Origin of the sequence: Streptococcus sp. 5346, assembly GCF_013277455.1 — a bacterium.
Lineage (GTDB): Bacteria > Bacillota > Bacilli > Lactobacillales > Streptococcaceae > Streptococcus.
The window spans coordinates 118334-142764 of record NZ_VMMY01000004.1 but is presented as its reverse complement, the minus strand read 5'-3'; the positions used below and the strand labels follow the sequence as shown (position 1 = coordinate 142764).

20 protein-coding genes are annotated in these 24431 nt (G+C 40.6%); all 20 read left to right on the top strand.

Translation table 11 applies throughout. The features are described 5' to 3' along the window. Nucleotides 1-12 precede the first annotated feature (12 nt). The 20 genes from yhbY to stkP all read left to right on the top strand — a co-directional run bounded on the left by yhbY (nucleotide 13) and on the right by stkP (nucleotide 24364). On the top strand, nucleotides 13-324 hold the full coding sequence (gene yhbY / locus HT732_RS04470; RefSeq protein ID WP_000060169.1) for a ribosome assembly RNA-binding protein YhbY: 312 nt from the start codon (nucleotides 13-15) through the stop codon (nucleotides 322-324). Nucleotides 325-374: 50 nt separating this feature from the next. Then, nucleotides 375-1004 (top strand): nicotinate-nucleotide adenylyltransferase, encoded by a 630-nt coding sequence (locus tag HT732_RS04465; protein WP_173254106.1) that lies wholly within the window; start codon nucleotides 375-377, stop codon nucleotides 1002-1004. Continuing rightward, a complete protein-coding gene (gene yqeK, locus HT732_RS04460) occupies nucleotides 1004-1597 on the top strand; it encodes a bis(5'-nucleosyl)-tetraphosphatase (symmetrical) YqeK (RefSeq protein ID WP_173254105.1) in 594 nt (197 codons plus the stop codon). Before HT732_RS04465 ends, yqeK begins: the two co-directional genes overlap by 1 nt. Continuing rightward, the gene (rsfS, locus tag HT732_RS04455) at nucleotides 1598-1951 is read left to right on the top strand and encodes a ribosome silencing factor (protein WP_173254104.1); all 354 of its coding nucleotides are present in this window, start codon (nucleotides 1598-1600) and stop codon (nucleotides 1949-1951) included. Nucleotides 1952-2158: 207 nt separating this feature from the next. Continuing rightward, a complete protein-coding gene (locus HT732_RS04450; RefSeq protein WP_345890504.1) occupies nucleotides 2159-2899 on the top strand; it encodes a class I SAM-dependent methyltransferase in 741 nt (246 codons plus the stop codon). Nucleotides 2900-2908: 9 nt separating this feature from the next. Next, entirely contained in the window at nucleotides 2909-4006 is a 1098-nt protein-coding gene (locus tag HT732_RS04445) for a nucleotidyltransferase (protein ID WP_173254103.1), read from the top strand. A 131-nt stretch (nucleotides 4007-4137) separates the two neighbouring features. Beyond that, a complete protein-coding gene (locus tag HT732_RS04440; RefSeq protein WP_173254102.1) occupies nucleotides 4138-4392 on the top strand; it encodes a type II toxin-antitoxin system Phd/YefM family antitoxin in 255 nt (84 codons plus the stop codon). 3 nt (nucleotides 4393-4395) lie between these two features. After that, nucleotides 4396-4650, top strand: a complete 255-nt coding sequence (locus HT732_RS04435) for a Txe/YoeB family addiction module toxin (RefSeq protein WP_000924730.1) — start codon at nucleotides 4396-4398, stop codon at nucleotides 4648-4650. Nucleotides 4651-4865: 215 nt separating this feature from the next. After that, on the top strand, nucleotides 4866-6974 hold the full coding sequence (locus tag HT732_RS04430; protein ID WP_173219920.1) for a class I SAM-dependent DNA methyltransferase: 2109 nt from the start codon (nucleotides 4866-4868) through the stop codon (nucleotides 6972-6974). Then, on the top strand, nucleotides 6967-8283 hold the full coding sequence (locus HT732_RS04425; protein ID WP_173254101.1) for a restriction endonuclease subunit S: 1317 nt from the start codon (nucleotides 6967-6969) through the stop codon (nucleotides 8281-8283). Before HT732_RS04430 ends, HT732_RS04425 begins: the two co-directional genes overlap by 8 nt. 53 nt (nucleotides 8284-8336) lie before the next feature. Beyond that, nucleotides 8337-11096 carry an SIR2 family protein gene (locus tag HT732_RS04420; RefSeq protein WP_173254100.1) on the top strand — a complete coding sequence of 920 codons (2760 nt, stop codon included), beginning with the start codon at nucleotides 8337-8339 and terminating at the stop codon, nucleotides 11094-11096. 16 nt (nucleotides 11097-11112) lie between these two features. Continuing rightward, nucleotides 11113-14085 (top strand): DEAD/DEAH box helicase family protein, encoded by a 2973-nt coding sequence (locus HT732_RS04415; RefSeq protein WP_173254099.1) that lies wholly within the window; start codon nucleotides 11113-11115, stop codon nucleotides 14083-14085. Between the two features lie 123 nt (nucleotides 14086-14208). Further along, entirely contained in the window at nucleotides 14209-15822 is a 1614-nt protein-coding gene (locus HT732_RS04410; RefSeq protein ID WP_000404936.1) for a ribonuclease Y, read from the top strand. Nucleotides 15823-15951: 129 nt separating this feature from the next. Further along, entirely contained in the window at nucleotides 15952-16578 is a 627-nt protein-coding gene (gene gmk, locus HT732_RS04405; protein WP_000775041.1) for a guanylate kinase, read from the top strand. Between the two features lie 24 nt (nucleotides 16579-16602). Next, on the top strand, nucleotides 16603-16917 hold the full coding sequence (gene rpoZ / locus HT732_RS04400) for a DNA-directed RNA polymerase subunit omega (RefSeq protein ID WP_173254098.1): 315 nt from the start codon (nucleotides 16603-16605) through the stop codon (nucleotides 16915-16917). A gap of 65 nt (nucleotides 16918-16982) precedes the next feature. Beyond that, nucleotides 16983-19379, top strand: a complete 2397-nt coding sequence (locus tag HT732_RS04395; RefSeq protein ID WP_173254097.1) for a primosomal protein N' — start codon at nucleotides 16983-16985, stop codon at nucleotides 19377-19379. 12 nt (nucleotides 19380-19391) lie between these two features. Then, entirely contained in the window at nucleotides 19392-20327 is a 936-nt protein-coding gene (gene fmt, locus HT732_RS04390; protein WP_173254096.1) for a methionyl-tRNA formyltransferase, read from the top strand. After that, nucleotides 20320-21633: a 16S rRNA (cytosine(967)-C(5))-methyltransferase RsmB gene (gene rsmB, locus HT732_RS04385; RefSeq protein ID WP_173254095.1), complete on the top strand. Its 1314-nt coding sequence runs from the start codon at nucleotides 20320-20322 to the stop codon at nucleotides 21631-21633. Before fmt ends, rsmB begins: the two co-directional genes overlap by 8 nt. A gap of 14 nt (nucleotides 21634-21647) precedes the next feature. After that, nucleotides 21648-22388, top strand: coding sequence for a Stp1/IreP family PP2C-type Ser/Thr phosphatase (locus HT732_RS04380; protein ID WP_173254094.1), 741 nt, complete (start codon nucleotides 21648-21650; stop codon nucleotides 22386-22388). After that, nucleotides 22385-24364, top strand: a complete 1980-nt coding sequence (stkP, locus tag HT732_RS04375) for a serine/threonine-protein kinase StkP (protein ID WP_173254093.1) — start codon at nucleotides 22385-22387, stop codon at nucleotides 24362-24364. The genes HT732_RS04380 and stkP overlap by 4 nt, the downstream gene beginning before the upstream one ends. The last annotated feature ends 67 nt before the right edge of the window (nucleotides 24365-24431 follow it).

The window sequence follows — 24431 nt, the reverse complement described above, 5'->3', positions numbered from 1 at the left end:
TTTAAAGAAATTATGTCATTAACATCAAAACAACGTGCCTTCCTCAACAGTCAGGCACACACCCTCAAACCCATCATCCAAATCGGGAAAAATGGCCTTAACGATCAAATCAAAACCAGCGTTCGTCAAGCTCTTGACGCCCGTGAATTGATCAAGGTTACTCTTTTGCAAAACACAGATGAAAATATCCATGAAGTAGCTGAAATTTTGGAAGAAGAAATCGGTGTGGACACAGTCCAAAAGATTGGCCGTATCTTGATTTTGTTTAAACAATCTAGCAAGAAAGAAAATCGCAAGATTTCTAAAAAAGTCAAAGAAATCTAAAAACCTACTCCAAATAACTGTTTTTACAGAGAAATAAAGGAGACTAGCCTATGGCAATCGAATTATTGACTCCCTTTACCAAGGTAGAGTTGGAGCCAGAAATCAAGGAGAAAAAACGCAAACAAGTCGGGATTTTAGGGGGAAATTTTAACCCTGTTCATAATGCCCATCTGATTGTTGCAGATCAAGTACGGCAACAGTTGGGACTGGATCAGGTTCTGCTCATGCCTGAATACCAACCCCCTCATGTGGATAAAAAGGAAACCATCCCTGAACACCATCGTCTCAAGATGCTTGAGTTGGCGATTGAGGGGATTGAAGGCCTAGCCATTGAAACCATCGAGTTGGAGCGTAAGGGTATTTCCTACACCTACGACACCATGAAGATTTTGACAGAGCAACATCCTGACACGGATTACTACTTCATTATCGGGGCAGATATGGTGGATTATCTGCCTAAGTGGTACCGAATTGATGAGCTGATCGATATGGTTCAGTTTGTAGGGGTTCAGCGCCCACGCTACAAGGCAGGGACTTCCTATCCCGTTATCTGGGTGGATGTGCCTCTCATGGATATCTCGTCCAGCATGGTGCGGGACTTCATTGCTCAAGGGCGGAAACCCAACTTTCTCCTACCTCAGCCTGTGCTGGACTACATAGAGAAGGAGGGGCTCTACTGATGGCCTATCAAGACTATATCAACTGCTCCCGTGAGGCTTTGTTGGAAAAAATGGCAGAGCTTCTACCTGAGAAACGTCTAACCCATTGTCTAGGTGTGGAGCGTGCCGCCATAGAACTGGCTCAGCGATTTGGAGTTGATACCGAGAAAGCAGGTCTTGCAGGTCTTCTCCATGATTATGCTAAGAAGCTGTCAGATCAGGAATTTTTGGATTTGATTGGCCGTTATCAGCTAGACCCTGACCTCAAAAACTGGGGCAATAATGTCTGGCATGGTATGGTCGGAATTTACAAGATTCAGGAAGATTTGGATTTGCATGATTCAGAAATCCTGCGAGCTATTGAAATCCATACAGTCGGTGCTGACCAGATGACAGACCTAGATAAAGTCATCTACGTCGCAGACTATATCGAGCATAATCGCGCCTTTCCAGGAGTAGATGTGGCGCGTGAGATTGCAAGTCTATCACTTAATAAGGCGGTAGCCTATGAAACAGCTCGTACCGTGGAGCATCTAGCTCATCAGGGATTCCCCATCTATCCCCAAACCCTTGAAACCTATAACGCCTTTGTGCACTATTTGAAAGAGGACTAAATGAACGAAAAAGAATTACTAGAACTAGTCGTGAAAGCGGCTGATGAGAAACGTGCGGAGGATATCCTCGCACTTGACGTACAAGATTTGACCAGCGTGACTGACTACTTTGTCATCACTAGTTCAATGAATAGCCGTCAGTTGGATGCTATTGCTGACAATATCCGTGAAAAAGTAGCGGAAGCTGGTTTTAAAGGCAGCCATATCGAAGGCGATGCAGCTGGAGGCTGGGTCTTGCTGGATCTAGGTGCTATCGTAGTGCATGTCTTTTCAGAAGAAATGCGTGCCCACTATAACCTAGAAAAACTATGGCATGAGGCGGATTCAGTAGATCTCTCAGAAGCCTTAGCATAGGAGATGAACTCAGTTGCAGTCAACTGGGTTTCTTTGCTTATTTTAGAAGAAAATTGATAGAAAGGTAAAGAGCCTCGTGTTTGGTTGATGTTGAAACTGAACACGAGCTAAAAGCTTAGGGAAAAAGAGTAACTTTCTTTGTATCTGACGATAGGGAAGAAAGTTTCCTATGTACTATTTGCTTTTAAGGCTCTTGGTATCATGATTATGGCAACTTATGAAACCTTTGCGGCGGTCTATGATGCGGTTATGGATGACAGTTTATACGACAAATGGACGGATTTTTCGATTCGTCATTTGCCTAAGACCAAGGAGAGAAAGAAACTCTTGGAATTGGCTTGTGGTACAGGAATTCAATCAGTGCGCTTCTCTCAGGCTGGTTTTGATGTGACTGGACTTGACTTGAGTGGAGATATGTTGAAGATTGCGGAGAAGAGAGCGACTTCAGCCAAGCAAAAGATTGAATTTATTGAAGGCAATATGCTGGATTTGTCCAAGGTAGGTCAATACGACTTTGTCACTTGTTATTCGGACTCTATCTGTTACATGCAGGATGAGGTAGAAGTAGGGGATGTTTTTAAGGAAGTGTATAATGCCCTTAATGAAGATGGAGTTTTCATCTTTGATGTGCATTCGACTTACCAGACTGATGAGATTTTTCCAGGTTATTCCTATCATGAAAATGCGGAAGATTTTGCCATGCTCTGGGATACCTACGAGGATGCAGCGCCTCACTCCATTGTGCATGAGTTGACCTTCTTTATCAAGGAGGCTGACGGCTCCTTTAGTCGCCACGATGAAGTGCATGAGGAGCGGACCTATGAGGTCTTGACCTATGATATTTTGCTGGAACAGGCCGGTTTCAAGTCATTCAAACTCTATGCAGACTTTGAGGACAAGGAGCCAACAGAAACCACCACCCGTTGGTTTTTTGTCGCGCAGAAGTAGGAGATCACTATGACCATCACAGGTATTATTGCGGAGTTCAATCCTTTTCATAATGGGCATAACTACCTGCTGGAGCAGGCTGAGGGACTGAAAATCGTTGCCATGTCTGGGAATTTCATGCAGCGTGGGGAGCCTGCTATTGTAGATAAGTGGACACGGACCCAGATGGCGCTGGAAAACGGAGCAGATCTGGTAGTGGAATTGCCCTTTTTAGTCAGTGTTCAGGCAGCAGATTTCTTTGGCCAAGGAGCTGTGAATATCTTAGCCCAGTTAAGAATTGATAACCTAACCTTTGGGACGGAGGAAGTTCTAGATTATCAAAAAATCGCTGACTTATACACAGAGAAAGGTGCTGAGATGGAGCAATTTGTGGAAAATCTGCCTGATTCCCTTTCCTATCCCCAGAAAACCCAAGCCATGTGGAAAGAATTTGCAGATCTTGATTTTTCAGGCAATACACCCAATCATGTCCTTGCTCTTGCTTATGCCAAGGCGGTTTCTGGACGAAACATCAAGCTCCATCCGATTCAGCGTCAGGGAGCGGGTTATCATTCTGTGGATAAGGATGTAGACTACGCCTCGGCGACAGCTCTGCGTCAGCATCAGTCAGACCAAGATTTCTTAGAACGCTTTATGCCTTCTGTTACCCTTTTTGAGCAGGCCAGTAAGGTGAACTGGGAAGACTATTTTCCCTTGCTCCATTATCAAATCTTGTCAAATCCCGACCTAACTACCATCTATCAGGTCAATCAAGAAATGGTAGTACGCATTAAGGAAGCCATCAAGACAGCCCAGTCTGTGGAAGACTTGGTTAAGGCGGTTGCGACCAAGCGTTACACCAAGGCGCGTGTCAGACGTCTTTTGACCTATATTTTGGTGCAAGCTAGAGAAAGTGACTTGTCAGAAGCCATTCATGTCCTTGGATTTACTGAAAAAGGCAGGCAACATCTCAAGTCTTTGAAAGGTCAGGTCAATCTAGTCAGTCGAATTGGCAAAGAGCCTTGGGATACTATGACCCAAAAGGCAGACCAGATTTACCAACTAGGAAATCCAAGTATAGCAGAACAGAATTTTGGAAGAGTGCCAATAAGAATAGAAACAAACTAAGTCTACTGAAAGGTAGGCTTTTTGAGATTTTTTACGAATAAATAGATAGAAAAGAAAATCTTGTACAAGTTTCTGACAATTTCTTTCTTTTCGTGTATAATAGTGGAAAAGAGGTAAAACGAGGTATGGTTATGGAAGCAGTTCTTTACTCAACATTCCGAAATCATTTAAAAGACTACATGAAGAAGGTAAATGATGAATTTGAGCCTTTGACGGTGGTCAATAAAAATCCAGACGAGGACATTGTAGTCCTTTCAAAGAGCGAGTGGGATAGTATTCAAGAAACTCTTAGAATCGCTCAAAATAAGGAATTATCTGACAAGGTCTTGCGAGGAATGGCTCAAGTCCGTGCTGGAAGCACTCAGGTCCATATTATTGAGGAGTGAGGAATGCTACTCAAGTTTACAGAAGATGCGTGGGCAGATTATTGCTACTGGCAAACTCAGGATAAGAAAACACTAAAAAGAATCAATAAACTAATCAAGGATATTCAACGTGATCCATTTACAGGAATAGGAAAACCAGAGCCGCTCAAATATGATTACCAAGGAGCCTGGTCACGGCGTATTGATGCAGAAAATCGCTTGATTTATATGATGGATGGAGATAGCGTGGCTTTCTTGTCCTTTAAAGATCATTACTAAGTCTACTGCGAAGTAGGCTTTTTATTTTTTAAATTTTTATTAGTAAGTTTAAGATAAAGTTTTTTGGAAAATGACAGAAGCCCTAGTACAAAAGACAAAAACTCAGTAAAGAAATTTAGTATATGAACTTCAATCTTTACCCTTGAATCCGCTTTATGCTTGTTATTTTGTGGTATAATGAAGAGAATTGTTAATAATAAAAACAGGGGAAGTAAATGTCTAATTTCAAAGAAAAATTACCACTATTCCAAGCAAATGACATCCAAATCTCTAATGATGTCAATACGGTTTGGTCTATCGCTAACACTCTTAGAGGAGCTTATCGAGCAGATAAGTATCGCGATGTCATTATTCCAATGTTTGTCCTGACTCGTTTAGAAGCTGCCTTGCTGCCAACCAAGGATCAGGTGGTAGCACAATACAAAGCAAATCCCAATACACCTGAGAAAGTGTTGGAGAAACTTTCAGGCTATCGTTACTACAATGTTAGTCCTTTTACGTTGGCAAATCTTCAAAACGATCCAAATGCAATCGAGGAGAATTTTCTAGCCTATCTGGATGGCTATTCCTATCGTGTCAAGGACATCATTGAAAACCTAAAATTTAAAGAGCAAGTCCGTACCCTAGCCCAGAGTGGTCGTCTTTTCACGGTTATTAAAAAGTTCTCTCAAATTGATTTGTCTCCAAGTTCAGTTGATTCTATGCGTATGGGATACATGTTTGAGGATATCATCCGCCGATTTTCTGAAAATGAGGAAGCGGGGTCTCACTATACCCCTCGTGAAGTTATCGCTCTGATGGTCAACCTACTCTTGATTGAGGCAGACGAAGAACTTTTTGTTGATAAAAAAGAGTTGAAAATACTAGACATGGCCGCTGGAACTGGGGGAATGCTGGCTACAGCTAAAAGCTATATCCGTCAGTTGAATACGGGAGCCACTGTCCGTCTCTTTGGTCAGGAAGTTTTGCCTGAAACCTTTGGGATTGGTCGTGCAGATATGCTAATTCGTCAGGAAGACTCTGATTATTTTGTGAAGGTGGATACCTTAAAAGATCCAGATCCTTTCCCAGATACTAAGATGAGCTTTGTCATCGCTAACCCTCCCTTTGGTCAAGCTTGGGGTGGTAAGGATGCGGATGATGGGGTTGAGGATGCAGTTAAGAAAGATCATCAACTCTTTGATAAAACAGAAGGTCGTCAAGGTCGTTTTGTTGCGACTCCAGGAACTGGAGATGCTCAACTACTCTTCCATCTTCATGCTCTTGCAAAATTAGAAGAAAATGGCCGTGCAGCCATCATTTCAAATGGGTCTCCCCTCTTTTCAGGTGGGACGTCATCGGGAGAAAGTCAGATTCGCCGTTATATCCTTGAGAATGATTTGCTAGAAGCTATAGTCGCCCTTCCAGGTCAATTTTTCTATAACACAGGAATTGGGATTTATATCTGGATTTATAATAAAAACAAGTCTCCTGAGCGCCAGAACAAGGTTCAGTTTATCGATGCGACGGAGGAGTTTATTCCTCTACGTAAATCTCTAGGTCAAAAACGCCGTGAGTTGTCCCAAGATAATATCCGTCAGATCCTTCACTGGTACGATGATTTTCAAGAAAATGACCATGTAAAAATCTTTGACAATCAAGAGTTTCTCTATCGAGAGTTTACAGTTATGCAACCTCTGCAACGTCGTGGCCATATAAGTGAAGAAACAATTGAGAAAGCGAAAAGTGTTCCTTTCCTAGCTAAACTATTTGATGAATACAAGTATCAAGAATTGCTAGAGATGGAACCACGTTCAGCCAAGGATGAGAAAAAATTACAGGATCTTGTAGCTGGTAAGATCAAGCAAGAAGCTATCCTGACAGCTCTTGCTAAGGGAAGCTCTGATAAGACCTATCCTAACTTTGAGAACTTTGCCCAAGTCATCAAGGACTTGCTGGGAGAGTTTAAGCTTACGCCTGCCAATGTCAATGCGCTAGCCTTAGCTATGAGTGAAATGGACAAAACAGCAGAAGTTATCCGAACCAAGAGGAAAGACAAGGCAAATGAGATTGCCGATGGGATTGTCTATGATAAGACCACCAAGGACAGTGAAATCGTTAAGCTGACAGAGGATGTGGAAACCTACTTTGCGCGTGAGGTCTATCCCCATGTACCTGACGCCCACTACTGGTTTGATGAGGAAAAGGGCTATGGAGCCGAGATTCCTTTTACCCGCTATTTCTATCACTACCAAGCACCAGAGAGTGCTGAGAAGTTATTGGCAGAGTTCTATGACTTGGAAGCAGAACTACAGACTCTCTTGGAGGAACTAAAACATGACTAGGATGAAAGAGAGTGGCATTGACTGGATCGGACAGATACCAGAAGAGTGGGAGATTTCTAAAATAAAATTCACAACACAGCTTAATGGTAGAATTGGTTGGCAAGGATTAACATCAGCTGAATATAAAGAAGAAGGACCATATTTAATTACTGGAACTGACTTTCACAATGGAACAATTAATTTTGAAACAGCTGTACATATTGATGAAAAACGTTGGTCAGAAGCTTCACAGATTCAAGTTGAAAATGGTGACTTACTAATTACGAAAGATGGTACGGTAGGTAAAGTAGCTATTATTTCAGGGCTTGATGATAAAGCTTCGTTAAATAGTGGTGTGTTAAGAATCCAAACAATTGATGAGATTGATAGAAGATTTTTATACTATGTTTTACTGTCAGATGAATTTTGGATGTGGTTTAACTATACAAATTCAGGAGCTAGCACTATTTTACATTTATATCAAAATGTATTTGATGAATTTACTTTTACCTTTCCCCAAAAAAATGAACAACAAAAAATCGCTGATTTCCTAGACAAGAAAACTGCCCAGATGGATAAGGTGAAAGTACTACTAGAGAAGCAAATTCAAAAACTCAAAGACTACCGAGCTAGCTTGATTTATGAAACCGTCACAAAAGGATTGGATAAAACAGTCCCCATGAAAGATTCAGGTATCGACTGGGTTGGACAGGTGCCTCAAGGGTGGGGAGTGAATCGACTAAAGTACCTGGCAAATAAAATTGGAAGTGGTAAGACTCCATTGGGAGGATCTGAAATTTTTGAAGAAACGGGAATATTATTTATACGAAGTCAAAATATTTATAATGGATTAATACTTTTAGAAGATAAAGCAACTTATATTAATAGAAATATTCATCAACAGATGATTGGAACTTGCGTTAAAAAAAATGATATTTTATTAAATATAACAGGAGCTTCTATTGGAAGAGTAGCAAAATATGATTTAGATATAGAGGCAAATGTTAATCAACATGTTTGCATTATTAGAAGTAATAGGTATGTATTACCAGATTATTTAATGTATTTTATTATGTCTGAATTCGGACAGTTTATGATTAAAACTCATCAAATTAGCGGAAATAGGGAAGGATTGAGTTTTGAGAATATTGGAAATTTTAAAATAATTGCTCCAGGATTAGACTATCAGTATGAAATTAGTCAGTATTTAAACAAAAAAATGTTGACAATTAATCAGATGATAAAAACAAAAGAGCAACAAATTGCAAATATCAACAAACAACGACAAACTCTTATTTATGATTATGTGACAGGGAAGAAAAGGGTTTAGAAGTGTGACTTGTATTTAGTTGACACAAGTGAATGATAGGACGGTCTTACAATATGGAAGAAAATTATAGTTTATCTGTATCTAAAATAAAGAAATCTATTAACGAAAATTCTTTAATCTTATTCGTTGGTGCAGGGATATCAGCTAATTCAAATTTGCCGACTTGGAAAGAATTAATTCGATCATTAGAAAATGAGTTGAACTTACCAGAAGAAAAAACAAAAGATCCCCTAAGAGTTGCTCAATATTATTATGATACTTTTGGAAAAAATCAGTACACAAAAAAGATTGAGGAAGTTTTCTTTAGTAAGGGTACAAGTAAACCAAATGAGTTACACAAATTAATAGAAAAAATAGCACCAAAACATATTATCACGACAAACTATGATTCACTTATGGAGAGTCAGTTTGAAAGTGGTTTGTTAAAGTATAATGTAGTCGCAGAGGATAAAGATATTCCTTATACGAGCTCGGAAAGGTATTTGATTAAAATGCATGGCGACTTCAATAAGAAGAATATCGTTTTAAAAGAAGATGATTACTTAGACTACACTTTGAATTTTCCGATGATTTCAACCTTAATACAGTCGCTGATAATGAACCATACCTTATTGTTTGTAGGTTATTCTCTAGGTGATTCAACTTTTAATTCTATATTTCGATTAATTCAAAATACATTTAAATTGGATGCTAAAAACGCTTATTTTTACACACCTGAAGAACCTCCAACAATTATCCGAGATTATTACAAAAAACAAGGAATTATTATTGTCTCTAACGGAAAACTTCTTGCTGAAGGAGTGGTGGAAGAAGGGAATAATTTATTCCTAAGGACAAAGGAGTTCTTAGAATCTCTATCTAAAAATAGAAATGGAGAAATAAATAATTCTAATGATTTATGGAATCAACTTGCTTTCTTAGATAGACTCAATTTTATTGATTCGAATGATTTTTCAAGATATTCCTATTTAAGAGGAAGGGCTTTAATAAGGAATGATGAATATCGTTGGCTTGGAAATGATAGAGTAAGATTTGAAATTCAGGATAATGAAGAATTACGAAATATAGTATGTAAAAAATCTCTTTTAACTCGTTTTTTGAATATAGATATTAATGAATCTAGAGATTTAAAAGTAAATAACTTTTTAAGTGAAGCTTTTAGAATGTATGAAGAAAAAAAATATTCTTTAGCAAAAGCAAAATTCAGAGAGTTAGCAAATACAGCGTTTCGTCAGAAAGACTATTTTAATTTTCTAGTGTGTGAATTTAATTTCAAGCATATTCCTACTCATTTTTTTGATGGAACAAAAGAATTAAGCTATGCTGCCCCTCTATATGATGGAGAGTTAAATGAATTAACTGAACAAATTATTAATTCGGTTACAGGGGATGAGAAAAGGATTATAGAATTTTTTAGAGATTCAATACTCAATCTCAATTTTTTATATCGAAAATTAGAAACGATTAATGAACTATTTGATAAAATTCGTGAAGAGCATGAAAGTTACAGGAGAGGAGGTTGGTCTTTTAATGATCATCTTTTTAATGCGGAATTTGCGATAAAAAATCTTTATAATTTTTTAAAATTAAATTGTTTATGTCTTGAACATTACCATATTTACAAATCAATTATTAATAGATATTTAGAAATATTATTACTCAGTTATGATAATTCATATGTAAATACTGAAAAAAGTATTTTTGATAGAACGGCCTCGTGTATTAGAAATCTTGATTTGGATGATGTTCAATTAATTCTTCCTAGTATAGATTTTAAGGTTGTAAATTTATATTTTAGAAACTATTCGTTTAGCAAAATAAAAGTTACTGATAAAGCGAAAGACTTCTTGTTGGAACGAATTATTCATCTGCAAAAAAGAGCTGAGACGACGGAGACGATGGAGGTTGAGAGTCATAGAGAGCTTAGAAATATGCTAACTTTTCTTCCTCTTATTGATGATATAGAAGCACATAGAATAGTGGATATTTTAGATAGTCAAACATTGTATTATAGTTGGAGTCAAGAAATTGAAGGACTTATTAAAATTGTTCTTGATAATAAAGACGATATTAAGAGTACTTTATTGCAATCTAGGATAGTTAATATTGTTAATAAACATTTAAATGAAATTTTGGAGAATGATTTATCATCATATAATTCAGCGTATCCATTATATTCTCGGTTATTGGAATACTGTTCAACTGAAGAAGAAACTGCGAAAGTAGTGCTTGAAAAGCTAAATATAGATATTTTAAAAATTAAATATCAAAATAATGATGTTAAAGATATTATGGAGTATTCTGATTTGGTGTGTCATTTATTTAAAAATCTTGAAGAGGACATTAAACATGAAATTCTCGAACTTCTAAGCGCTTATGAGGATTCAGAAAACATAAATTACCACAAAGTAATCAAACTGATGCTTTATGAAGTGTATGATTTTCCTAAGATACAAAATCAAATATACCAGTACTTGATTAAAAGAATTAATGAAAATCAGGAGGATGGTGTAAAGAGTTTCCCAAATCCAAGAGAAAAATCAGTGGAAGATTTATATACTCTAAGTAGTGAAGGATATTTTTCTGATTTTGATATTTTAAAAGATATCAAAGTAGATATTAGAGGTCTTTATCCTGAAATAGATTGGACTTGGTACAGGGATAGAAGTGAGAATGTTATTCATCGTTTGTTGGAGTATAGAACCCCAAATAATATTAAAAGTAATTTTTCAAAAAATGAAGAAGATAATAAATTAATCGATGAGTATATTATAAAAAGTCTTGATGAAGAAAAAATCATGTTTAATAAATGATAGAAAGTGAGAAGCTATGGCAAATTTGGGCTTGAAGGAGCGCTATGATTTCCAACAGTGGATTATCAAAGATTTGAGAGATAAGAATGACTATATTCAGCGGGACGCTACTTGCTACGATCCTAGATTAGCCATGGATGTGGAACTCCTATGGAATTTTCTGATGGAGACCCAAGAGGAGACCATGGACTATCTCCTTAAAAAGCTTAGCAAGGAGACAATCGTCAATCTGATTAATAAAGAAATCGTCAAGGGTGGCTTTTTATTCGCCTTAAAAGAGGGTGTCTTTATTGAAAATAAACAACTTCGTCTTCTTTATCGTAAACCTGCGACTAGTTTTAATGAAAAGACTGTTCAACAATACCAAGCCAATTGTCTATCTGTTATGGAAGAAGTGGTTTACGAGGAGAGCGACCGCATTGACCTTGTTATCTTTATCAATGGATTAGCACTATTTGCTATCGAACTTAAGTTTAATCCCAGTGGTCAGTCTGTACAGGATGCTATCAGGCAGCTCAAGGGACGCAATCCTAAGAATCGTCTTTTCCGTTTTGAACAGGGAGTCTTGGCTTCCTTTGCAGTGGATACCCTAGAAGTCTATATGACGACGCAATTGAAAGGACAAGAAACCTATTTTCTACCTTTTAATGTGGGGAAAGGGGAAGGTATTGAGATGGGAAGTGGCAACCCTCACAACCCTGATGGTGTCGATACAGACTACTTGTGGCTTGATGTCTTGACCAAGGATAGTATTCTCCAGTTAATAGAGAGTTTTATCTTTTTTGAGATGGATAAGCATAAAAAGAAGACCCTGATTTTCCCGAGATACCATCAGCGAAGAGCAGTTAGCCGTCTCCTAGAGGACATGAAAGTCAACCATACTGACAGTAATTATCTGATTCAGCATTCGGCTGGTTCTGGTAAAACCAATACCATAGCATGGTTGGCTCATAGTTTGGTATCGCTCCATGATGAACAAAATCAAAATATTGTGGATACTGTATTAATCGTTACAGACCGTATCGTAGTTGACCGTCAATTACAAGAAGCGGTCAAGGAAATCTCCCACAAGCCTGGAGTGGTCAAGGTAATGGGCGACAAAGAAACCTCCAGTGACTTAGCGGATGCGATTGCAGGAAATACAAAAATCATAGCTACGACTATTCATAAGTTTGCCCAAATCAACCAATCTAACTGGATGTCTGTAGGGAATACTGCGAAAAAGAAATTTGCCATCCTGATTGATGAAGCTCACAGTTCAACGACAGGATCCTATATGAGTTCGGTTAGTCAAGTCTTGACAGAAACAGATACAGAAGATGGAACTATCGATGAGATTCAAGAAGTAAGTGTTGCGGACGCTATCGAGAAGGAGATTGCTCGGACAGGTAAGCAGGACAATGTCTCAATCATTGCCTTCACTGCAACTCCCAAGGCGACAACTCTACAGCTATTTGGTACAACACAAGCAGATGGTTCTAAAGCTCCTTTTGATGTTTATAGTATGAAGCAAGCTATTGAGGAAGGTTTTATTCTAGATGTTTTAGATAACTATACGACTTATAAGACCTATTACAAGCTCAATAAAGCAGTCGAAGAAGATCCTGAGCTAAAAACGACTCTTGCCAAGCGTAAGATTGCAAAGTTTGTAGAATTATCTGATGAAAATATCAATCAAAAGGTTGAAATTATCATGGATCACTTTATCAGTCATGATATTATGGCTGAATTGGGTGGTCAAGGTAAGGCTATGATTGTGACTTCGGGTCGTGAGGCAGCAGTTAAGTATCAATTGGCCTTTCAAAAGTACTTCAAAGACCACAGTATCACCAGTATTGGAACCCTGATTGCCTTTTCTGGCAAGGTTGATTACCAAGGTAGTGAATATACTGAGTCGCAAATGAATCAGGTCAAGGAAGATTATTTGAAAGATCATTTTGATACGGAGGACTACCAAATCCTGATTGTGGCAAATAAGTATCAGACAGGGTTTGATCAACCAAAACTGGTTGCTATGTATGTAGATAAAAAGTTGCGAAGTGTTGCTGCGGTGCAAACATTGTCTCGTTTGAATCGTATCTATAGAGGATACAATAAGAAGACCTTTATCCTTGATTTTAAAAATACTTATGACGATATTCGCTCAGCTTTTTCTCCCTACTACCGTGAGACTATTTTAGCAGATACAGTCACACCTAGTGATGTCTTGACCTTGGATCGGAAAATTGATGAGTATGGTATCTTGGACAGTGATGTTGTTCATGAGTTTAATCAATTCTTATATCAAGAAAAGAGAAACAGCAGAGAAAAACAAAAGATGGTTTCTCTGTTAAATCAAGGTTATGATAGAGTTAGACGGTTTGAAGAGAAAGAACAACTTTCTATTCGAAAGGTTATTCGAGGTTTTCTTAGAATGTATACTTTTTTGATTCAGGCAACTGCTTATCAAAATGAAGTTCTACACGAACGTTATAATTATCTGCAAAGTCTTGTCAAGATGATTGATGTTCGCATTGGAGGAGATGATTTTACAATCGCAGATAAGATCGTAGTGGACTATATGAAACATAAGCAAACAGGTTCCTTCAGGTCAGTTTCTGAATTGGAATATCATCCAGAGTTAATACTTACCAAGCCAAGTACTGGAGGTGTTACGACTGACCAGGAGAAGCGTTTATCTGAAATCTTAGATGAAATTAACGAACAGTTGGATTTGGATATTGATCACCAAGTCGGTCTAAGTGGAGCAGTATCCATTCGTGAATTGATGAAAAAGAATCCAAGACTAAAGCAATCTGCCCGTGTCAACTCTAGAGAAGACTTTGTTTTTACTTTTGAAGAAGAGATTGACAATGCTCTTATAGAAGGATACTCTCAGAGTCAAGATTTATTTGGTGCTCTATTAAATAATGATTCTTTCAAGAAGAGATTAGCAGATATATTTATTGATGATGTGTTCAAAAGTTTGAAGGGATCCGAAGAAGTGTAATCCTAAAATTCACACTAAATTCCCCAAAACATATTCTATTTTAGGTTTGTGAAAATCACTTTTTTATGGTAGAATGTAAAAGAATGTATGTCATTCGGAATAACAATAAAATGAGGTAAAAACATGGAAATCATGTCGCTTGCGATTGCTGTTTTTGCCGTCATCATTGGTTTAGTCATTGGATATGTCAGCATCTCAGCTAAGATGAAATCATCTCAGGAAGCTGCGGAGTTGATGCTTTTAAATGCTGAACAAGAAGCAACTAATTTACGTGGACAAGCTGAGCGTGAAGCAGATTTACTTGTTAATGAAGCCAAGCGTGAAAGCAAGTCTCTTAAAAAAGAAGCACTATTGGAGGCCAAAGAAGAAGCCAGAAAATACCGTGAAGAAGTGGACGCTGAATTCAAATCAGAACGTCAAGAACTCAAACAAATCGAAAGTCGTTTGACCGAGAGAGCTACTAGCCTCGACCGTAAGGACGACAATTTGACGAGTAAAGAACAAACACTTGAACAAAAAGAACAAAGTATTTCTGATAGAGCGAAAAACCTTGATGCGCGTGAAGAGCAATTAGAGGAAGTCGAAAGACAAAAAGAAGCAGAGTTAGAGCGTATTGGTGCTCTGTCTCAGGCAGAAGCACGAGATATTATCTTGGCACAGACAGAGGAAAACTTGACCAAGGAGATTGCCAGCCGCATTCGTGAAGCTGAGCAAGAGGTCAAGGAACGTTCTGACAAAATGGCCAAGGACATCCTGGTTCAAGCTATGCAACGTATCGCTGGTGAATATGTAGCGGAGTCAACAAACTCAACAGTTCATCTGCCAGACGATACTATGAAGGGACGCATTATTGGTCGTGAAGGTCGTAACATTCGTACCTTTGAAAGTTTGACAGGGGTCGATGTGATTATCGACGATACACCAGAAGTGGTGACCTTGTCAGGATTTGACCCGATTCGTCGTGAAATTGCACGTATGACCATGGAAATGTTGCTTAAGGATGGTCGTATCCATCCAGCTCGTATCGAAGAGTTGGTTGAGAAAAACCGTCAAGAGATTGATAATAAGATCCGTGAATACGGTGAGGCAGCAGCCTATGAGATTGGTGCGCCAAACCTTCATCCAGACTTGATGAAGATTATGGGACGTTTGCAGTTCCGTACTTCTTATGGACAAAATGTCTTGCGTCATTCGATTGAGGTTGCTAAATTGGCTGGTATCATGGCGAGCGAACTTGGTGAAAATGCGGCTCTTGCCCGTCGTGCTGGATTCCTTCACGATATAGGAAAAGCTATTGACCGCGAGGTTGAGGGTAGCCACGTTGAAATCGGTATGGAATTGGCACGTAAGTACAAGGAACATCCAGTTGTGGTGAATACGATTGCTAGTCACCACGGAGATGTTGAAGCTGAGAGCGTCATTGCAGTTATCGTCGCTGCAGCAGATGCCTTGAGTGCAGCTCGTCCAGGTGCTCGTAGTGAGTCTCTTGAAAGCTACATCAAGCGTCTCCATGATTTGGAAGAAATTGCTAACGGCTTTGAAGGAGTACAAACTAGCTTTGCCCTTCAAGCAGGACGTGAAATTCGTATCATGGTAAATCCAGGACAAATCAAGGACGACAAAGTCACAATCTTGGCTCACAAAGTTCGTGAGAAAATTGAAAACAATCTCGATTACCCAGGAAATATCAAGGTAACCGTGATTCGTGAGCTTCGTGCAGTAGATTATGCTAAATAAATAAGAAAGAGCAGTTGAAAAATTACTGCTTTTTTGTTACACTAGATAGAAAGACTGTAAAGGATAATCTGGCTTTTTGCCATTATTCTAGAGAAATGTTATTTCACAGACTGACTAAAAGGAGACACAATGGCAGACCGAGGCTTACTAATCGTTTTTTCTGGTCCTTCAGGGGTTGGAAAAGGAACGGTTAGAAGAGAGATTTTTGAGAGTTCTGAGAACCAATTTCAATACTCTGTATCGATGACGACACGCGCACAACGTCCCGGAGAAGTGGACGGTGTTGACTATTTCTTCCGTACTCGTGAAGAGTTTGAAGAGCTGATTCGTCAAGGACAGATGTTGGAATACGCAGAATATGTCGGCAACTACTATGGAACTCCTCTGACCTATGTCAATGAAACCTTGGACAAGGGAATCGATGTTTTCCTTGAAATTGAAGTTCAGGGCGCTCTTCAGGTCAAGAAAAAGGTTCCAGATGCTGTCTTTATCTTCCTGACACCACCAGATTTGGATGAATTGCAAGATCGTTTGGTAGGACGTGGAACAGACAGTGCAGAAGTGATTGCCCAACGAATCGAAAAAGCCAAGGAAGAAATTGCCCTTATGCGTGAGTATGATTATGCGATTGTCAATGATCAGGTGCCCCTAGCTGCTGAACGTGTCAAACGTGTGATCGAAGCAGAACACTTCCGTGTGGATCGTGTCATTGGTCACTATCAGGAGATGTTACCGAAATCTCCAACTACCCGATAAAATTTAGAAATTAGGTACAAGCAAATGATGTTAAAACCCTCTATTGATACCTTGCTTGACAAGGTTCCTTCAAAATATTCACTCGTAATCTTGGAAGCCAAACGTGCCCACGAATTGGAAGCAGGTGCGCCAGCAACTCAAGGTTTCAAGTCTGAAAAATCAACTCTTCGCGCTTTAGAAGAAATTGAATCAGGAAACGTTACAATTCACCCAGATCCAGAAGGAAAACGTGAAGCAGTGCGTCGCCGTATCGAAGAAGAAAAACGCCGCAGAGAAGAAGAAGAAAAGAAAATCAAAGAGCAAATCGCTAAAGAAAAAGAAGACGGTGAAAAAATTTAAGGTTGGGGGGACTCAATCTTATTTTTTCTATTGCAAGAATGTACTGACAAGGAGGAGGTGAGAAGATGGCCGTAGCTAAAATTATCGTGGATGTGCCTTTGATGCAGACGGATCAACCCTATAGTTATAGGATTCCGGAGGAATTCGAGGGAATGCTGGAAGTTGGGATGCGGGTTCATGTGCCTTTTGGTAAGGGCAATCGCCTGATTCAAGGGATTGTTCTTGGTTTGGAGTCTCGACTAGACGAAGAAGAGATGGAGCAAGATTTAAAAGATATTGCGGAGGTGCTGGATTTTTCTCCTGTTCTCACGCAAGAACAACTCTGGTTGGCTGAGGAGTTACGCAAGTCCGTCTTCTCCTACAAGATCTCTATCCTCAAAGCTATGTTACCGGGATTTCTGAACTCCAGCTATGACAAGATTCTCTATCCTCTGGCAGGTCTGAGTCAGGCAGACAAAGAGCGCTTGTTTGGTTCAGAAGATTCACTTGCCTTTTCTTCTCTAGATTTAGGTAAGCAAGCTGAAATGATGTGTTTGACTAGAAAAGGCCTGCTTGGTCTGGAGTATCAGGCGGTCGATCAAAAGAAGGTCAAGACCCAGTCTTGGTATGAGGTGAATCTTGCTCAATTAGAAAGTGTTGAGATTTCTACACGCGCTAAGAAAAAGTTGGAACTGAGAGACTATCTGCTGTCTCATCCTGAGAGTGCTTCCTTGGCTAGTTTGCTAGAGTCTTACTCGCGGGAGCAAGTCAACTTCTTTGTGGAACAAGGTGCTGTGACCATAGTCCAAAAGGAAGTTCAACGCTCGGCTGCTTATTTTGAAGGCATTGAGACAAGTCGACCTTTGGAATTGAATCCAGAGCAAAGACAGGCGCGTGATGCGGTTGTGAGTGCGATTGGCAATCATAAGCCTCCCTTCCTCCTTCAAGGAATTACAGGGAGTGGGAAGACCGAGGTTTACTTGCAGATTATCCAAGGGGCTTTGGACAAGGGCAAGACAGCTATTTTGCTGGTGCCTGAGATTTCCCTGACGCCGCAAATGACGGAGCGTTTTATAGCACGTTTTGGGGACAAGGTGGCCATTCTTCACTCAGGCTTGTCCAATGGTGAAAAGTATGATGAATGGCGCAAAGTGGAACGTGGCAATGCTCAAGTTGTTGTGGGTGCCAGATCGGCCATCTTTGCTCCGCTGAAAAATCTAGGTGTTATGATTATCGATGAGGAGCACGAAGCGACTTATAAGCAAGACAGTAATCCCCGCTACCATGCTAGAGATGTGGCTCTTTTACGTGCCCAGTACAATCAAGCTGCCTTGGTACTTGGTTCGGCAACTCCTAGTCTGGAAAGCCGTGCGCGAGCTGGCAAAGGCGTCTATCAACACTTACGTCTGACCCAACGGGCCAATCCTTTGGCTAGGATCCCTGAGGTTCAAGTGATTGACTTTCGAGACTATATCGGACAAAATGAGACGTCAAACTTTACGCCTCCCTTGCTAGAAGCCATCCAAGACCGTCTGGCTAAAAAAGAGCAGGTGGTTCTCATGCTCAATCGTCGTGGTTATTCTAGCTTTGTTATGTGTCGGGAGTGTGGGACGGTGGATACTTGTCCCAACTGTGACATTTCTCTCACCTTGCACATGGATACCAAGACCATGAACTGCCATTATTGTGGTTTTTCGAAGGATATTCCTCAGGTCTGTCCTAACTGTAAGAGTCGAAGTATTCGTTACTATGGGACAGGAACTCAGAAGGCTTATGACGAGCTGGCAGAACTCTTTCCGCAGGCCCGCATTCTGCGCATGGATGTGGATACGACTCGTAAGAAAGGGAGTCACCAAGCTCTACTTGACCAGTTTGGACGAGGAGAAGCAGATATTTTGCTGGGAACTCAGATGATTGCCAAGGGATTGGATTTTCCCAATGTGACTTTAGTCGGAGTGCTCAATGCGGATACGGCCTTAAATCTGCCTGATTTCCGTTCTTCTGAAAGAACCTTTCAACTCTTGACCCAGGTTGCAGGCCGGGCAGGTCGTGCCGAAAAAGCTGGGCAGGTCTTGATACAGTCCTACAATCCTCAGCACTATGCTATTCGATTTGCTAAGGATCAGGACTACGAAGGCTTCTACGCTTATGAAATGGGAATCAGACGACAACTTGGCTATCCGCCTTACTATTTCACCATTGGCATTACCCTTTCTCATAAGAAGGAAGAAGAGGTTGTCAAACGTGCCTATGAAGTCATGAACATTTTGCGGTCAGGTTTGTCAGAAACCAGTAACATCCTTGGGCCGACGCCCAAGCCCATCGCTCGTACTCACAACCTCTACCATTACCAGATTTTAATTAAATACCGTTTAGAAGATGAGCTGGGGCCGACTCTCAACCAGGTCTTGGCCTTGACTCAAGAACGGGAAAATAGTGAGCTCCGTCTCAGCATTGACCATGAGCCACAGCAATTTTTATAAGAAGGAGAAGATATGACAAAATTAATCTTTATGGGGACCCCCGACTTTTCAGCAACAGTTTTAAAAGGGCTTTTGACAGATGATCGTTACGAAATTCTAGCCGTTGTGACCCAGCCAGACCGTGCTGTTGGTCGTAAAAAAGTTATTCAAGAAACACCAGTCAAGCAGGCTGCCAAGGAAGCAGGTCTTCTAATTTACCAACCTGAAAAACTATCTGGAAGTCCAGAGATGGAAGCTATTATGCAGTTAGGAGCAGATGGAATTGTGACTGCTGCATTTGGGCAGTTTCTCCCAAGCAAACTCCTTGATAGCATGGGCTTTGCGGTCAATGTTCATGCTTCCCTCCTTCCTAAACACCGTGGTGGTGCACCTATCCATTATGCCCTGATTCAAGGGGATGAGGAAGCTGGTGTGACCATTATGGAGATGGTTAAGGAAATGGATGCAGGGGATATGATTTCTCGTCGTAGTATTCCTATCACGGATGAGGACAATGTTGGCACCTTGTTTGAAAAATTGGCGCTAGTTGGTCGTGATTTGCTTTTGGACACTTTGCCAGCTTATATTGCTGGTGATATCAAACCTGAACCGCAGGATCCGAGTCAGGTTACCTTCTCGCCAAATATCAAGCCAGAGGAAGAAAAATTGGACTGGACTAAAAGCAATCGCCAACTTTTCAACCAAATCCGTGGCATGAACCCCTGGCCTGTTGCCCATACTTTCCTTAAGGGCGACCGCTTTAAGATTTATGAAGCTCTAGCTGTAGAAGGTCAGGGAAATCCAGGAGAAATCCTCTCTATCGGCAAGAAAGAATTGATTGTCGCAACGGCTGAAGGGGCTTTATCCCTCAAACAAGTGCAACCAGCTGGTAAGCCTAAGATGGACATTGCTTCCTTCCTCAACGGAGTTGGACGTACATTGACTGTAGGAGAACGATTTGGTGACTAAAGTAGAAACGGCTAGAAGTTTAGCCCTATCAGTGCTAGAGGATGTCTTTATCAATCAAGCATACTCGAATATCGCCTTAAATAAGCATCTAAAGGGAAGTCAACTTTCGGCAACAGACAAGGGTTTGGTGACCGAGCTGGTCTATGGAACGGTAGCCCGTAAACTGACTCTGGAATGGTACCTATCCCACTTTATCGAGGACAGAGACCAGTTAGACAGCTGGCTTTATGTCCTACTTCTCATGAGTGCCTACCAGCTCCGCTATTTGGACAAAATTCCAGACCATGCTGTGGTCAATGAAGCAGTAGAATTGGCCAAAGTCCGTAAAAAAGGCAGTGAAAAATTGGTCAACGCCGTCCTTCGTCGTATTCTACGTGAAGGCTGGCCAGATATCACCAGCATCAAACGAAAAAACAAGCGTGACTCCATTGCCTATTCTCTTCCGGTTTGGTTGGTGTCTAAACTTAAGGAAGAATACGGAGAGGAGCGAGCACAGGCTATTTTTGAAAGTCTTTTGGTGCGAAACAAGGCCAGTATTCGTGTAACAGACCTAAGTCGAAAAGAGGAGATTCAAGTCTTGTTGGAGGCGAATAATTCCCTTTTAGCAACCACTGGTCTGGTTAAGGAGCAAGGGCATTTTGCAGGGCATAATTTGTTTGCGGATGGAGCCATTACCATCCAAGACGAGTCCAGTCAGCTGGTTGCTCCGACGCTTGATTTACAAGGTGATGAACGAGTGCTTGATGCCTGTGCGGCTCCGGGTGGGAAAACAGCCCATATAGCCTCTTATCTTACGACAGGTCAGGTTACTGCTCTGGACTTGTATGACCACAAGTTGGACTTGATTCAAGAAAATGCCCAACGTCTGGGAGTTGCAGATCGGGTTCAAAGGCAAAAATTGGATGCCAGAAAGGTACATGAGTTTTTTGGTCAGGATTCATTTGATAAGATTTTGGTGGATGCTCCCTGTTCAGGAATCGGTCTTTTGCGCCGAAAACCAGATATCAAATACAATAAAGAAACGGCAGATTTCGCGTCCTTACAGGAAATTCAGCTAGAAATATTAGGTAGTGTTTGTCAAACACTAGGCAAAGGTGGTATAATAACTTATAGTACCTGTACTATTGTCTCAGAGGAGAATTTTCAAGTCGTTGAGGCGTTTTTAGAAAGTCATCCTGAGTTCGAGCAGGTAAGACTAGAACATGAATGTAAGGATATCATGAAAGACGGCTGTATCCTCATTACACCTGAATTGTATGGAAGTGATGGATTCTTCATCAGTCAATTTCGCAAGATATCGGATTAGGAAGGAACTGACACATGGAAATTTCATTATTAACAGATGTTGGTCAGAAACGGACAAATAACCAAGACTATGTCAACCACTATGTCAATAGAGCTGGGCGTACCATGATTATTTTAGCTGATGGGATGGGAGGTCATCGCGCAGGGAATATCGCTAGTGAAATGGCGGTAACAGACCTAGGTATAGCTTGGGTCGATACCCAAATCGATACAGTCAATGAAGTGCGTGAATGGTTCGCCCATTACCTAGAAATTGAAAATCAAAAGATTCACCAGCTTGGTCAGGATGAAGCTTACAGAGGCATGGGAACTACTTTGGAAGTCCTTGCTATTATTGATAATCAGGCTATCTATGCTCATATTGGTGATTCGCGTATCGGCTTGATTCGTGGAGAAGAATACCACCAGTTGACGAGCGACCATTCTTTGGTCAATGAATTGCTCAAGGCTGGTCAATTGACACCAGAAGAGGCAGAAGCTCATCCTCAAAAAAATATTATCACCCAGTCTATTGGGCAAAAAGATGAAGTTCAGCCTGATTTTGGGACAGTTATCCTTGAGTCAGGTGACTATCTCTTGCTCAATAGTGACGGCTTGACCAACATGATTTCAGGCAGTGAGATTCGTGATATTGTAACCAGTGATATTCCTTTGGCAGATAAAACGGAGACACTTGTTCGTTTTGCTAACAATGCAGGAGGTTTAGACAACATTACGGTTGCCCTTGTTTCTATGAACGAGGAGGATGCAGAATGATCCAAATCGGCAAGATTTTTGCCGGACGCTATCGGATTGTCAAACAAATTGGTCGAGGAGGCATGGCGGATGTCTACTTGGCCAAAGATTTGATTCTGGACGGGGAAGAAGTGGCAGTGAAGGTTCTGAGAACCAACTACCAGACAGACCCGATAGCTGTGGCTCGTTTTCAGCGTGAAGCGAGAGCTATGGCAGATTTAGACCATCCTCATATCGTTCGGATAACAGATATTGGCGAGGAAGACGGTCAACAGTACCTAGCTATGGAGTATGTGGCTGGACTTGACCTCAAACGCTATATCAAGGAACACTATCCTCTTTCTAATGAAGAAGCCGTCCGTATTATGGGACAAATCCTCTTAGCCATGCGTTTGGCCCATACTCGAGGAATTGTTCACAGAGACTTGAAACCTCAAAATATCCTCTTGACACCAGATGGGACTGTCAAGGTTACAGACTTTGGGATTGCAGTAGCCTTTGCTGAGACGAGTCTGACTCAGACTAACTCGATGCTGGGTTCGGTTCATTACTTGTCACCAGAGCAGGCGCGTGGTTCAAAGGCGACTGTACAAAGTGATATCTATGCCATGGGGATTATTTTCTATGAGATGCTGACAGGTCATATTCCTTACGATGGAGATAGTGCGGTGACCATCGCCCTCCAGCATTTCCAGAAACCACTGCCGTCCGTTATTGATGAGAATCCATCTGTGCCCCAGGCTTTGGAGAATGTTGTTATCAAGGCAACTGCTAAGAAATTGACAGATCGCTATAAATCAGTTGCTGAAATGTATGTGGATTTGTCTAGTAGTTTGTCTTATAATCGTCGTAATGAACCAAAGCTGGTCTTTGACGATGCGACTAAGGCAGATACCAAGACTCTACCAAAAGTATCCCAGAGCACCTTGACCTCAATTCCTAAGGTGCAAGCGCAGACAGAACACAAACCAATCAAAAAAACAAGCCAGGCTGTGACAGAGGAAACTTACCAACCACAAGCACCGAAAAAACGTAGATTTAAGATGCGTTACCTGATTTTTTTGGCCAGCATTGTATTGGTGGCAGCTTCTCTGATTTGGATACTATCCAGAACTCCTGCAACCATTGCCATTCCAGATGTGGCAGGTCAGACAGTTGCGGAAGCCAAGGAAACGCTCAAAAAAGCCAATTTTGAGATTGGAGAGGAGAAGTCAGAGGCTAGTGAAAAGGTGGAGGAAGGGCGGATTATCCGTACAGATCCTGGCGCTGGAACTGGTCGAAAAGAAGGAACGAAAATCAATTTGGTTGTCTCATCAGGCAAACAATCCTTCCAAATTAGTAATTATGTCGGCCGGAAATCCTCTGATGTCATTGCGGAATTAAAAGAGAAAAAAGTTCCAGATAATTTGATTAAAATTGAGGAAGAAGAGTCCAAGGAGAGTGAGGCTGGAACGGTCATGAAACAAAGTCTACCAGAAGGTACGACCTATGACTTAAGCAAGGCAACTCAAATCGTCTTGACAGTAGCTAAAAAAGCTACGACGATTCAATTAGGGAACTATATTGGACGGAACTCTACAGAAGTAATCTCAGAACTCAAGCAGAAGAAGGTTCCTGAGAATTTGATTAAGATAGAGGAAGAAGAGTCCAGCGAAAGCGAACCAGGAACGATTATGAAACAAAATCCAGGTGCAGGTATCCTTTATGATTTGAGTAAACCTACTCAAATCGTCTTGACAGTAGCTAAAAAAGTTACAAGTGTTGCCATGCCGAGCTACATTGGTTCCAGCTTGGAGTTTACTAAGAATAATTTGATTCAAATTGTTGGGATTAAGGAAGCTAATATAGAAGTGGTAGAAGTGACGACAGCGCCTGCAGGTAGTGCAGGAGGTATGGTTGTTGAACAAAGTCCTAGAGCAGGTGAAAAGGTAGACCTCAATAAGACAAGGGTCAAGATTTCAATCTACAAACCTAAAACAAGTTCAGCTACTCCTTAAAATCAGATGGATAATCAAAATGAGTAATCAATCTTTGTCATGATTTCATGGCAAAGATTTTTTTTGA